The following is a 13,032-nucleotide window of genomic DNA, read 5'->3' as shown; positions in this document are numbered from 1 at the left end:
ACGATGTTCCGCCTCTCGGAATACATGCACCAGATCGTAGAGCCGACACCTGTCAGGACACGCCGCGGCACCGGTGCAGTCAAACCGGTGGTGATCTGGAACCTGACCCGACGCTGTAACCTGAAATGCCGGCATTGCTACACCGTGTCGGCAGACGTCGATTTTCCGGGCGAGTTGAGCCACGACCAGGCCATGGCAACCCTGGAGGATCTTGGACTCCTCGGCATTCCCGCCCTGATCCTGTCCGGAGGTGAGCCGCTCGACAGGAAGGATCTGTTCGAGATCGCGGGGCGCGCCAGAAGCCTTGTGCGCATGCTGGCCCTGTCGACCAACGGCACCAGGCTGCATGGCGAGACTGCCGACAAGGTGGCCGAGATCGGTTTCGATTATGTGGGCATTTCCATTGACGGGATCGGGGCGACAAACGACTGGTTTCGTGGCGTCGAGGGAGCTTTCCAGTCTGCCCTGCGGGGCGTTCGCGAATGCAAGTCACGCGGCATCAAGGTCGGGCTGCGCTTCACCCTGACCGAGGGCAACCACGAAAGCCTGCCGGATCTTCTGCGTCTGTGCGACGATGAAGGTGTCGACAAGTTCTATCTGTCCCATCTCGTCTATGCCGGCAGGGGCGACAAGCACCGCGGCGAAGATGCCGCGCACAAGCGCTCCAGATGGGCAATGGACATTCTGATGGACCGCGCATGGCAAGGTGTCAGCGGTGGCCGGCCACTCGATATCGTAACCGGCAACAATGATGCCGACGCGGTTTACTTTCTGGATTGGGTAAAGCGGATCTTTGGTCCGGAAACGGCAGCCCATGTGCGCGGTCATCTTGCGGCCTGGGGAGGCAATTCCTCCGGTCTCGGTGTCGCCAACATCGACACCCTCGGCAACGTGCATCCGGATACCTACTGGTCCGACTACACCATTGGCAGCGTGAAATCCGTTCCGTTTTCCGAACTCTGGACCGGTGAAGACCCCATGCTGGCCCGGCTCAGAACAAGGCCAAGACCGCTCAAGGGGCGCTGCGGTACCTGTGCCTTCAAGGACGTGTGCGGCGGCAATACCCGTATCCGCGCACTGCAACTGACTGGCGACCCCTGGGCCGAAGACCCTGCCTGTTATCTCAATGACGACGAAATCGGGCTTGCCGGCCCTGGCGGCGAGCGCCTGGCCGTGACCCCGTTCCGAGGAAAACGCCATGATCCGGCTCACCGCTTCGCTTAGCGCACTCCTTCTGATGACCTCGCTTTCGGTTGCAGGCCCCGCGCAGGACTATGCAGACAACTGCCAGGATTGCCATGGAGCAGGCCGTCTTGGTGGTGTCGGACCGGCACTGATCCCGGAGACCCTCGGCCGCATGCGCGGACCGGATCTGGACGCTGTCATTCGCGACGGCCGCAAGGCGACGCAGATGCCGGCATTCGCCGATATTCTAGGTGCCGATCAGATCGAGGCCCTTGCCGCCTTTTTGAAAGAACCGCTGAGCGAGGTTCCGGACTGGACCGAAACGGATATTGCCGCCAGCCAGGTGATCAACGAGGACTATCAGCCGGTCGAAAAACCGGTCTGGCAGTCCGATCCGATGAACATCACCCTTGTCGTCGAAACTGGTGATCATCACGTGAGTGTTCTTGACGGCGATACCTTCGAGACACTCGACAGGTTCGCAACGCCGTTTGCGGTCCATGGCGGGCCGAAATTCTCGCCGGACGGGCGCTATGTCTTCATCATGTCGCGCGACGGCTGGGTCCAGAAATACGATCTCTACGCGCTTCAGGAAGTCGGCCGGGTGCGGGCAGGGCTCAACAGCCGCAACATTGCCATGAGCCATGACGGCAAGTGGCTGGCGGTTGCCAACTATCTGCCGATGACGCTGACGATCCTGTCGACCGAGGACCTTTCGGTCGCAACCGTGATGGATGTGACGGCCAAGGACGGTACGGCCAGTCGCGTTTCGGCGGTCTATCAGGCTCCCAACCGCAAGAGCTTCATCCTTGCCTTGAAGGATGCTCCGGAAATCTGGGAAGTAGCGACCGATCCGGAAGCCGACCCGGTCTACGAAGGCTTCGTGCACAGCCGGGAAAAAGGCATGGTCGAAGCTTTGCCTTCGTCCGTCGGTCTCTTCGCCCGCCGCCGGATCCTGACGGCGGAACCGCTTGACGATTTCTTTTTCGATGACGATTACCGGCATCTCGTCGGAGCGTCGCGCGACGGTGCGCGCGGTGTCGTGGTCAACCTGAATGTCGGACGTGAAATCGCTGAACTGCCGCTGGAAGGCATGCCGCATCTCGGGTCCGGTATCAGCTGGGAGCGGGATGGCCGCAGGGTCATGGCGACCCCGCATCTGAAAGAAGGCAAGCTGTCGGTCATCGACACCGAAACCTGGAAGCCGATTGCGACAATCAAGACCGACGGTCCCGGCTTCTTCCTGCGCAGTCATGAGAACACGCCCTATTTCTGGGCCGATGTCTTCTTCGGTCCGAACAAGGACGAAATTCATGTGATCGACAAGGAAAGCCTGGAAATCGTCAAGACCTTGAAGCCCGTCGAAGGCGCGACGGTTGCCCATGTCGAATTCACGAAAGATGGCCGTTATGCCCTTGTCTCCGTCTGGGAGGACGACGGTGCGGTGATTGTCTACGACGCCAGTACGCTGGAAGAGATCCGGCGCCTGCCCATGCGCAAACCTTCGGGGAAGTACAATGTCTGGAACAAGATCACCTTTTCGGAAGGAACGAGCCATTGAGGCGATCCTCGTCTCGCACGGCCAGCCGTCGCACCCGCAGGCAGGTGAAGCGTATTTGCGCGGACTTGCGCAGCAAGTCCGCGAATTCCTGCCCGGCTGGTCCATTCGCTCGGCCACGCTGGCCGCGCCTGGCGCTCTTGAACGGACTCTGGGCCTTGCCGGGCCTGAACCGCTTGTTTTTCCGGTTTTCATGGCCGAAGGCTGGTTTACGCAGACCGCTCTGACAGGCAGGCTGAAAGGGACGGGCGCCCGGCAGCTGCCTGCCCTCGGTATTCATCCCGAGTTGCCACGGTTGACGGCGCATTTTCTGGAAATGACGGCAGAAAGAACCCACTGGAACGCGTCCGGCTACGAACTGCTGCTCGCGGCCCATGGGTCGGCAACCTGCCGGTCGACCGCGCAAAGCACCGTCCGCTTTGCCGCTGGTCTTGCCGAATGGTTGCCGGAAAGACCGATTCGGCTGGGCTTCCTGGAAGAAGCACCCTTACTGGAACAAACGGCTACAAGTTGCGGCATGAGAACGGTCTTGTTACCCCTGTTCGCCGGAAACGGGCACCACGTGACCCAGGACATTCCGGAAGCTCTCGACAAGGCCGGGTTCGAGGGACTGCGCCTTGCTCCGCTGATCGAGGCGCCTTTCGTACCCAAACTCATTGCCTGCGCGCTGGAGAGCGCCAATCGGAAGGAACTGGCGGCGTGACCCGGATCGAAACCGGCTGGCCGGTGCGCAAACTTGCGATCGTGCTTTATCCGTTCACGGCCGCTGCCGTTGCCATCAATCTCTTCATGCTCAGCCTGATGGGGCAGGCCATCGGCTTGCCGGCCCTGTCGCCTATCGTGTCGATCTGGATCAGCTTGCCACTCGGCATCCCGGCCACATGGCTTGCAGCAAAGTGGGTGCGGCGACTGATGGACGAAGCAGATGGAAAACTGCCACCGGCAGATTGATACCCTCGTAAACGGGAAACGGACCATGTTGATACAAAGGGACATGCGTCGAGGAACTGGCCTGCGCATGGCTGGTGCCGCCGCCGCTGTTTTCGGTGTCATGACAGTCGTGAGCGGTGGAACGGTTCTCTTTGGTGGCGATCAGCTATCCAGACTGGCTGGCAACGTCGTCTCGTTTGTCCTGTGGTTCAATTTCCTGGCGGGCTTTGCATATGTAACGACCGGCATCGGCCTCTGGTTCGCCAGAGGGTGGGCTCGCTGGATGGCCATCGCGATTCTGATCGGGACCGCGATCGTCTTATGTGCATTCCTTGTGTATGTGTCCCAGGGCGGGCCTCATGAAACGCGCACTCTCGTGGCGTTGATCTTCAGAACGGGCTTCTGGGCGATCGTTACCTCGATCGCCCTGCGCGCCGTAAACCGCTGATAGACGCCCTCCTCAAGCCGTCAGCCACCCTGTCGAACCATCGCGGCGCACAACGAAGGCGCTGGTTGCCGGAAAGTCGGTAAGGGCTCTGCCAAGGCGGTTCTCTTCAAGCACCAATGCAGCCGTGGACAGGCCATCGGCGAGAGCTGCGGCCGGAGCAATGACGCTGGCGCCATCTACCGCACCCGCAACCGGCAGGCCGGTTCGCGGATCGATGATGTGGGAGCGCCGGCCGGCCTGATCGAAGGTCGTTCCGAGGCGTGCGGAACTGGCAACGGCAGCGTCCATCAATCTGATCCTGGTAGCCGCCTCTGCGCGTTCGGCCACTGGCTGCAAGGTCACCGGCCAGCCACGGTGAGCGCCTTCGTCAAGAGCAGGTTCTTCATCCGGCCCGCCTCTGGTGACGATCTCACCGAGATCGACCACCATGTTCGTGCATCCCTTCGCGGCTAGCAGGGCCGTCACCCTGTCCGTTATGTAGCCTTGGGCAATGCCGTTGAAGGACATGGACATCCCTTTTTGCGCAAAGCGGATCTCGCCCGGGCCATAAACGACGTGTCCGAAGCCTGTGCGACTTCGGGCAGCCGCAAGATCCTCGCCGGTGTCGCCGGACGCCTGCCTGGCGTAATAGGCCCACAAAGATTGAATGGTCGGGTCGAAGGCTCCTTCAGTCGCGGCATGAAGCCTGTCGCACAGGCCGAGCAGATCGACCATTTCCAGAGAAGGTGCCGAAAGCCGTCCGTTGGCATTCAACCGGACCAGCTCGCTGTCCGGATGGTAGAGACTGAAGATCGCTTCCAGCCTGCGGATTTCCGCTTCCACCCTGGTGAACAGGCGTTTCGCTTCGCTTGCACTTTCATGCAGGATATCGATCTCGGCCCCAGCCCCGAGCGCAATGCCGCGCCAGCGGTACAATTGGGCCTGTGCACCTGCCATTGCGGCACCCGTCGGCAAAGCAAGACCAGTAACACCGGCGGCGCAGATCCGCAGGAAACGCCTGCGGTTCATGGGGGGGTGATTGATGGTTGCATGTGTCATTGCGCAGCCCCGTGTTCTGCAGCCATGGGGACCGAGGTGGCAGCGGACACATCGACGGCTCCCAGAACGTACTCGGTCGGGATGTCTTCAGCGCGGACGACGCGGCCCTCGTTGTCCCGTGCGAAGGCATCTGCTCCGGCCTGCGTACCAAAGGGAATTGCTTCCGGGGCGCCCATGCCGCCTGCCACGTTGCTGCCGATGACGAACCAGGCCCCATCCAGATCGATCCAGTTGTCGGTGCCCGGCTGGGTCCAGCTTTCTGCCCGCTCCATGTCGTTGACATAAACGGCAGCAATATCCTTCGGCTCTTCGGGAGAGCGCAGGAAGGCAACCGCATCGCGCACCTGTGTGAACCAGAGCGGATTGGGATTTCCTGCCAGATGGATCTGGGCCTTGGGGCCGTCATGTTCCAGAACGGTCATCTGGCAGTAGTGACCAGCCGCTTCCGGTGTCAGTTGCACGGCTTCGGGTCTGGCAATCTGAACCTCTTCCTGGCAGGCAGCCAGGACCCCGAGCATGAAGATGGAAATGAGCGCGCGTTTCATGGCGCAATCCTTTTTATCAGAAGAGCGGAGCCAGCCATGGTCAGGCCGGCAAATGCGGCCAGGGAGCCAAGGGCAAGCAAGGGATCGAAAGGCAGCGTGTCTGCCACCCCGGCCATGCCGCCCACCAGATCGCTTGCGCCGAGGGCGGCCAGGTTGAACAGGCGGAAGGCGTCGGCCGGATTGAGCAGGATGGCGTAGGGGAAAACGTCGGACGCAAAGACACCGCTTGGGTTTGCGACCAGCGCGCCAAGCAGCGCAAGGTCATACAGGACGACCAGCATCAGCCAAACGGCAACTGAAGCCGCCGCCGCAGTGCGCGACTGGCGTGTCAGTGAACTCAGAACGTAGCCCGTGGCGAGAAAGCAGACGCCGAGCAGGATCGAGGTTGCGATCAGACGCGCAAAATCCGCAAGGCCCGAGGGGGAGCCGAAACCCGCTGCCACAAGCAACCCGGCGGTCAGGCCGTAGCCGACAACCAGTGCGAATGCCAGAACCAGCGTGTGGCCGACGGCCTTGCCGATCAGGAATTCGACACGGGAGATCGGGCAGGACAGCGTCATCAGCAAAGTACCGCGTTCGATCTCGCCGCAGATGGCGTCGAATGCGAGCAACAGCGCGATGAGCGGCACGAGATAGACCGACAGACTGGCCAGAGAGGCAACGGTAATGGTCAGGCGGTCGACGCCGAGCGTTCCGGCTGGTGCCGAGCCGAGCAGGGCGAGCGCCAGCGAGAACACGGCGAGGATCATCGCTGCAAGCAGGATCCACCTGTTGCGGATACCAATTCGGATTTCTTGTCCAGCTACGGTGAGGATTCTGGAGAACATGGTTCAGGCCTCCTTGCCAGCGGAGCTGGAAAAATACCGGTAAACGTCGTCGAGGCTCGGCGCGTGCACATCGACATCCTCAACCAGGTTGCCGAGCGCGCTGATTGCCGAAAGGGCTTTGACCTTGTCGTCCGCGTTGCAGTTGAATTCGACCGAACGTCCGTTCATCTGCCCGCCGCCGAGGCTTTCGGAGACATGGGCAAGATCTTCGGGCCTGGTCCAGACCTTCAGCCTGATCGGCAACCCTGCCTGGGCACGCAGGCGGCTCAGGATGTCGTCGGCAACGAGCCGGCCTTTCGACAGGATCAGGATCCGGTCTGTCCGGGCCTCCAGTTCGGTGAGGGCGTGAGACGACAGCAGCACCGTCGTTCCCTGACCGGCGATTTCACCGATCAGTTCATAGACCGTCAGCCGGGAGATAGGATCAAGGCCTGTCGTCGGTTCGTCGAGCAGGATCAACCGAGGTCTCCCGACAAGAGCCTGGGCGAGACCAAGGCGTTGACGCATGCCCTTGGAATAGGTGCCGACCCGCCGTTTTGCAGCCTCCGCCAGGCCGACCCTTTCGAGCAGCGGCAAGGCCCTGGCAGGGTTTTCGCCTTTCAGTCTCGCGTAGAAGGTCAGCACTTCCTTGCCGGTGAGCGAGGCGGGAAAGGCGACCGATTCCGGTAGATAGGCCGTGCCGACACGGGCATCGTGACTGCCGGGGGCAGCTCCCATGACAGCGACGTCTCCATGGTCGCGCTTCAGAAACCCGAGCACGATCTTGAACAGTGTGGTCTTGCCTGCGCCGTTGTGCCCGAGCATGGCAACCCGTTCACCTGCGTTCAGCGAAAAAGACACGTCATCGACGGCCTTGTGCCCGGAAAAGGTCTTGCAGACGCCGTCCACGCGGAGGGTCGGTGCAGAAAGGGACGTTTCGGTCATCCTTGAACTCCCGAATTCGGTGTCGCCCGCACCGGCGGATGCATCAGTGGGGCGTTATCGACGATGCCGCCTGGCAGTAGCGCCGGAAATTGAGATTGGGTCCACCGCAGCAGCTGAACAGCCGGACTGCCGACCAGAAGCTTGGCGGAAGGTTGGGTCCAGAGGACCTGGTCGACCATGTCGTTGGGCCGGTAGGCGGTGTCGGCAATGCCGTCGCCGTTCATGTCGAAGGCCGGGTGGTCGCTCCAGTAGTTGCCGCGCCCGTCCGTGCTCCAGTCAAGCTGGCGGCTGCCGACGTATTTCACCTGGGTCTTGTTGGCGATGAAGGCATTGCCCTTGAAGGCGTTATTTGCAGAACCCGCGGTGAAGTGAACACCGATGGGGCAGCCTTCGAAGCTGTTGTCTGTCACCGTGTTCTTGTTGGCGTTGTACATGAACAGGCACTTCTCGCCGCCGCCTTCAACCTGGTTGCCGGAAATCTCGGCGTGATTGGCATAGTTGAGCATGAGGCCGTGATTGCGGTCGCCGATCGAGACGTTGTTGCGTACCTTCAGCCGGTCGGAAAACATCAGCGCGTAGCCGATGTCGTTGCCTTCGGAAACGTTGTTCTCGATGACACCATTGTTGCCGTGCATGTAGTGAACGGCAAAACGCAGGTCTTCGAACCGGTTGTTGCGGAAGGTGTCCTTGGGACTGGTGTTGACGAAGATGCCGTCGCGGCCGTACCGGATCGTGTTGTATTCCGCCAGAAGATCAGGCGCGTTCCAGACGTAGATACCGTTGCCGCGCTCGTTCTTGCGCAGGTCCTGACGGCCTTCGATGAGATTGTTGGACACAGTTGCGTTGCGCGCACCATGAACATCGACACCTGTCAGGTTGTCGAGGATCCGGTTGTCACGCACGATGGCGCGATGCGCGGTCTTGGACAGCTTGACGCCTGCATCCAGCGTTTCCTGCGAGAGGCCGGAGCCGGTCAGTTCCAGCCCTTCCACGACACTGTCCGGTGCGTTGATGGTGACGACGCTGCCGGTGCCGTTTCCGGCAATACCAGCCTTGCCCGCTCCACTTAGCGTCAAGGGTTTGTCGAGAACCACAGGCCCCTGATGCTTGCCGGGTGCAAGCCGGAGAATGTCCCCGGCCTGCGCTTGTTGAAGAACCTGCTGCAAGGCGCCCTTTTCGGCTGGTACCTGCCATTCTTCCGCCTGTAGCGGACCGCAGACGGTCAGGCTCGCCACAGCAGCGGTGGAAAGTGCCAGTGATTTGAAAAAGGCGCGGTGCATGGCTCAGGCGTTCCTCGGTTCCACGAACATCCGGCCGCGCATTTCCATGTGCAGCGCATGGCAGAACCACTGGCAATAGTACCAATGGACGCCCGGGCGTTCGGCAACAAAGGTGACCGATGCGGTCGCCTGCGGACCAACTTCCATGGCGATGCCATAGTTGGACAGGCAGAAGCCATGGGTCAGGTCATCGATATCATCGATGTTGGTGACGTAGATGGTCACTTCGTCGCCCTGCTTTACCGTGAACTTCTCGAGGCTGAATGTCGGTGCGACCGAGTGCATGTAGACACGCACCTTGTTGCCGTCGCGGATGACGTCCGCGGCGTATTCCAGATCGACGCCGTCGGCGGCCGCCTGTTTCTTGGCATCGTCAAACCAGGGATGGTTGCGATCCCAGACAGTTGCCGGATTCAGCTTCGACGCATGTACGATGATGCTGTCATGCGGCTCGGCGAACGTCGGCCCGTCGTGAACGACTTTCATGTCGTCGGTGGAAATGTCGATGAGCTGTTCGTTCTCCGGTTTCAGCGGACCGACATTCAGGAACCGGTCCTTGGAGAACTTGTTCATCGAGATCAGCCATTTGCCGTCCGCTTCCGCGGTTTCACCCATGGATGTGGAGTTGTGGCCCGGCTGATAATGCACATCGACCTTCGAGATGATCGGATCGACTTCTTCGCCCGCATAGGCGCGGATGGCTTTGTCGACGTTCCATTTCACGATCTGGCTGTCGAGGAACAGGGTGGTGAACGCATTGCCCTTGCCGTCGAAAGCCGTATGGAGCGGGCCAAGGCCAAGCTGCGGCTCGGCGACAACGGCCGAGCGTGGATCAGCATTGTCAGAGAAGAGCGCGTCGACCTTGGTCACGTCGATCACCGTGCAGGTGGGTGACAGCTTGCCGTTGATGACGATGTGCTTCTTGTCCGGTGCCGCGTTGCAGCCGTGCGGGCTGTTCGGAACCGGGATATAGCGGGTGAACTGGGAATTGGCTTCTTTCCGGCCGTCGACGATCGGCACACCGTTGAGTTCCCGGTAGTTGCCCGCAGCGACGGCATCCTCGATCGCCTTGATGTTGAAGACGACGCAATGATCCAGTTCGCTCTCGGTCATTTCGGCAAGGTTCATGCCCATTTCCGAGTTGTAGCTGGTCGAAAAGGCGTATTTGCCCTGGTAGTCGGCGTCGCAGTTGTCGAGGTTGCCCGATACGATCACCTGCCAGGCGACCTTCATCTCGTCACCGTCGATGGCGGTGAACAGGCAGGAATACTGGGACGGATCGTCCAGGATCTTGCCGTCGTTGACCAGCGGGGCTTCATGCTCGCCATTGGCAAAGACATAGCCCGTGCGCGGATATTTCTGCGGCCGCATGCCGTGGATGTCGTGTGCGTTCGGGATCTCGATGATCTTGTCGCACTTCATCGTGGTGCAATCGATGCGGGCCACGCGCGTGTTCGCCTTGTCGTTGGCGAAGATGTAACGACCGTCATAGGTGCCGTCGGTGAAGGACATATGCGGATGGTGCAGGTCGCCGTTGTCATAGGTGACCTTGCCCTGTGCCGCGAGATACGCCTTGGTTTCCGGCAGCAGACCTTCCGTCAGGATCTTGAGGGACTCATTGGTCTGGCCCCAGCCGGTTGCCGAGCAACGGTTGAACACCGGAACACGCATCAGTTCGCGCATGGACGGGAAACCGAGAATGCGCAACTCGCCGCTTTGGCCGGACGACCAGAAGCCGTAATATTCGTCGAGTTCACCCGGTGCGAGTTCGAACTTCTGTCCGTCTCCCTGCGCATATGCAAGGTCTGCACCGCTGAGGGCGACTGCGCCCATACCGGCGACGATGGCGGTTTTGGCTGATCCGCCCAACAGATCCCGGCGGGATACGCCGCTCTGTTCTTGAGTGTCCTTCATGGCTGATCTCCTTAGGTTGCCTTTTGAAGGTTATTTGGCCGGCACCGGCGTTTCCGCCTTGGCTTTTGTGTCCGGCTTGACGAGACCGGTCTGCACCTCGAACCGCCGTCTTTTCGCGAGCTTCTTGATGCAAACGGGACATTTCTGGTCGTGCTGATACAGAACCTGGCAGTGCAGGCAGTTCAGGCACTCGTTGGGATTGATGTGGCCTTCCGGATGAATGGCCTGGACCATGCATTCCTTGGCGCAGCGATTGCAGGGGTTGCCGCACTCGCGGTACCGCTTCAGCCAGTCGAACATCCGCAGCCGTGCCGGGATTGCGAGCGCCGCGCCGAGCGGGCACAGATACCGGCAGTAGAACCGCTCGATGAACAGGCCGGCTGCCAGCAGGGCCACCGCGAACAGGACGAAGGGCCAGGCGCGCTGGAACTTGAGGATGATGGCCGTCTTGAAGGGTTCGACCTCGGCATAGTGTTCCGCCACATCGAGTGAATAGAGCGACAGTCCGAACAGCCCCAGGAAGATGATGTATTTCACCGGCCACAGGCGCTCATGCAGACCCCACGGCACTTCGATCTGCGGGATACGGCACAGCTTGGCGATACGGTTGGTCAGTTCTTGCAGGGCGCCGAAGGGGCACAGCCAGCCGCAATAGGCGCCGCGTCCCCAGAACAGAAGGGCGGCAGCCACGGAGAACCACAGCAAGAACACCAGCGGATCCATCAGGAAGGCGTCCCAGCTGAAGTCGCTCGTGAGGGCGGAGAAGAAGGCCAGCACGTTGACCACCGACAGCTGGGCGTTTTCCATCCAGCCGAGCCAGACCAGCGTGAAGGTGAGGAAGCCGATGCGGAACCAGAAGGTGAAACGCTCGTTGCGGGTCACCTGCATCTGGAAGAAGAACACCAGCGTCAGCACCGCGACCGCCGCGCCAAGAATGATGACGTCCACCTTGCGGTCGTTCCAGATCCTCTTCCAGAGCTGCTGCACCGCGGCTTTCTCGTCCTCGGCCGCGCTGCTGATTGCTGCGGGTTGAACGGCTGAAGCAACAGATGTTTCCGGTCGCAGGTAGGTAGCCGGCAGTCGGTAGCCGAGGTCGAACGTCAGGAACACCTTTTCGATCGGCCCGACCGGGCGCTGCACGAGCAGCTGCAGCCGGAATTCCTTGGCAGGATCGAAACCTGAGTCTGCCGGAATGATGAAGAGGTCCATTTCGGAAAAGGCCGGGGCGCCTTCCGCGGCGATCGTGCCGACGCGGTTGTGCTGGCGGTCATGGAAACGAACCGAGATATCGTCCTGGATGAGCTGGATCCGGTCGAAGATCCCGCCCCGCACATAGCCCGACCCCTTGAAGGAATAGCGTCCCCGGCCGGCCACAAGAATGGCGTGGTCGCCGTCGTTCAGCCGTGCCATCAGGTTGGCATATTCCGCTTCGCCCAACAGCGACAGGCCGATTGAAGGTACATCTGCAAGAGCGAGATAGAGGTCGATGAAAGTGTCGGTTTCCGGGCCTTTTTCAGGCCTATCGACCGCACGTTTGTCGCCCTGGCTCACAAAGGATTCGTTGATCTGCGCAACATCGAGAGACAGGCGCCGTACCGAGCCATCACCGGTCAACGTCATCCAGTCACTGATGTCTTTCTTGCCGGTATCGACTTCCCTTTGCGGGCCACTCTCCGCAACTTCGGAAGCAAGACCACCCAGACCCAGGGTCCGTGCAACCTTCAGGCCCGAACGGATGATGGAATCGTCGATGACCATGATGGTCACGGTCGCGCCGGAAATGATGTCGAGATCGTGTGCCGAGCCACCACTGGCGGCTTCCGCCTTCAGGTCGAGACCTGCATATCCTTCCGTGACCACACGGATTTTCTTGTCCGGAATTCCGATCAGGACAATCGGTTCGGAGTGTTTGACCAGTCGGACACCCGTGATGACGGCGTCCTTGTCGACCCCGACAAGAGTGTGGATCGGTTTGCCGGAATAGCCCGTTGTGGAGACGAAATCCGAAGTCAGGTAAACCCAGCCGAGCGTGTCTTTGCCTTTCAGGGCAGGCACGACCGGAACATCGTTCTTCAGCGGGCCGAAAGTTTCGGCCCCCGGCACGAGTTCGCCCGGCGCTACCTTGTCGAGGTAATGCTGGACCAGCGCTTCATCTGCCTTGGCCGGTGTGTTTCCCACCAGACCCAGGGCAACAGCGATGCTCAAAAAGGCGAACAGAAAAATGTGACGGGGATGACCCACGAGACGCGCTCCAAGAAGTCGTGTGTTTTCTCTTGGGGCTAGTTGTCGGCCTTCATGGCCTGTAACTTCTTGACGATAGTCAAGCGTGTCGAAATTGATTTTTCAGGAGATGAAAAAAAGGCGCTCACCTGTGGCGAGCGCC

12 protein-coding genes are annotated in these 13,032 nt (G+C 60.6%); 5 read left to right on the top strand and 7 right to left on the bottom strand.

Going from position 1 to position 13,032, the window contains the following annotated elements; translation table 11 throughout:
- Window positions 1-3: 3 nt before the first annotated feature.
- The 5 genes from nirJ to ACYQ6M_RS27175 are packed head-to-tail and all read left to right on the top strand — an operon-like array spanning window position 4 to window position 4,121.
- Complete coding sequence (gene nirJ, locus ACYQ6M_RS27195) at window positions 4-1,224, top strand: heme d1 biosynthesis radical SAM protein NirJ (RefSeq protein ID WP_460076740.1); 1,221 nt, start codon at window positions 4-6, stop codon at window positions 1,222-1,224.
- Window positions 1,199-2,746, top strand: coding sequence for a cytochrome D1 domain-containing protein (locus ACYQ6M_RS27190; RefSeq protein WP_460076738.1), 1,548 nt, complete (start codon window positions 1,199-1,201; stop codon window positions 2,744-2,746). Before nirJ ends, ACYQ6M_RS27190 begins: the two co-directional genes overlap by 26 nt.
- Window positions 2,703-3,446 (top strand): CbiX/SirB N-terminal domain-containing protein, encoded by a 744-nt coding sequence (locus ACYQ6M_RS27185; protein ID WP_460076736.1) that lies wholly within the window; start codon window positions 2,703-2,705, stop codon window positions 3,444-3,446. Before ACYQ6M_RS27190 ends, ACYQ6M_RS27185 begins: the two co-directional genes overlap by 44 nt.
- The gene (locus tag ACYQ6M_RS27180) at window positions 3,443-3,694 is read left to right on the top strand and encodes a hypothetical protein (protein ID WP_023001466.1); all 252 of its coding nucleotides are present in this window, start codon (window positions 3,443-3,445) and stop codon (window positions 3,692-3,694) included. The genes ACYQ6M_RS27185 and ACYQ6M_RS27180 overlap by 4 nt, the downstream gene beginning before the upstream one ends.
- A gap of 25 nt (window positions 3,695-3,719) precedes the next feature.
- Entirely contained in the window at window positions 3,720-4,121 is a 402-nt protein-coding gene (locus tag ACYQ6M_RS27175) for a hypothetical protein (RefSeq protein WP_460076734.1), read from the top strand.
- A gap of 12 nt (window positions 4,122-4,133) precedes the next feature.
- On the opposite strand, the gene ACYQ6M_RS27170 is transcribed toward ACYQ6M_RS27175, so the two are convergent.
- From ACYQ6M_RS27170 to ACYQ6M_RS27140, 7 genes are read right to left on the bottom strand one after another with little or no spacing between them, the layout of a single operon-like run.
- Window positions 4,134-5,159 (bottom strand): FAD:protein FMN transferase, encoded by a 1,026-nt coding sequence (locus ACYQ6M_RS27170; protein ID WP_460076732.1) that lies wholly within the window; start codon window positions 5,157-5,159, stop codon window positions 4,134-4,136.
- Window positions 5,156-5,704, bottom strand: coding sequence for a nitrous oxide reductase accessory protein NosL (locus ACYQ6M_RS27165; RefSeq protein WP_289809495.1), 549 nt, complete (start codon window positions 5,702-5,704; stop codon window positions 5,156-5,158). Before ACYQ6M_RS27165 ends, ACYQ6M_RS27170 begins: the two co-directional genes overlap by 4 nt.
- On the bottom strand, window positions 5,701-6,531 hold the full coding sequence (locus ACYQ6M_RS27160) for an ABC transporter permease (RefSeq protein WP_460076730.1): 831 nt from the start codon (window positions 6,529-6,531) through the stop codon (window positions 5,701-5,703). Before ACYQ6M_RS27160 ends, ACYQ6M_RS27165 begins: the two co-directional genes overlap by 4 nt.
- A 3-nt stretch (window positions 6,532-6,534) precedes the next feature.
- On the bottom strand, window positions 6,535-7,455 hold the full coding sequence (locus ACYQ6M_RS27155) for an ABC transporter ATP-binding protein (protein ID WP_460076728.1): 921 nt from the start codon (window positions 7,453-7,455) through the stop codon (window positions 6,535-6,537).
- On the bottom strand, window positions 7,452-8,735 hold the full coding sequence (locus ACYQ6M_RS27150; RefSeq protein WP_460076726.1) for a nitrous oxide reductase family maturation protein NosD: 1,284 nt from the start codon (window positions 8,733-8,735) through the stop codon (window positions 7,452-7,454). Before ACYQ6M_RS27150 ends, ACYQ6M_RS27155 begins: the two co-directional genes overlap by 4 nt.
- 3 nt (window positions 8,736-8,738) lie before the next feature.
- Window positions 8,739-10,649, bottom strand: a complete 1,911-nt coding sequence (nosZ, locus tag ACYQ6M_RS27145) for a TAT-dependent nitrous-oxide reductase (protein ID WP_460076724.1) — start codon at window positions 10,647-10,649, stop codon at window positions 8,739-8,741.
- 30 nt (window positions 10,650-10,679) lie between these two features.
- Window positions 10,680-12,890, bottom strand: a complete 2,211-nt coding sequence (locus ACYQ6M_RS27140; RefSeq protein WP_460076722.1) for a 4Fe-4S binding protein — start codon at window positions 12,888-12,890, stop codon at window positions 10,680-10,682.
- Between the last annotated feature and the right edge of the window lie 142 nt (window positions 12,891-13,032).

It is taken from the genome of Roseibium sp. ROS1 (assembly GCF_054658215.1).
This window is presented reverse-complemented; position numbering and strand designations above follow the sequence as displayed.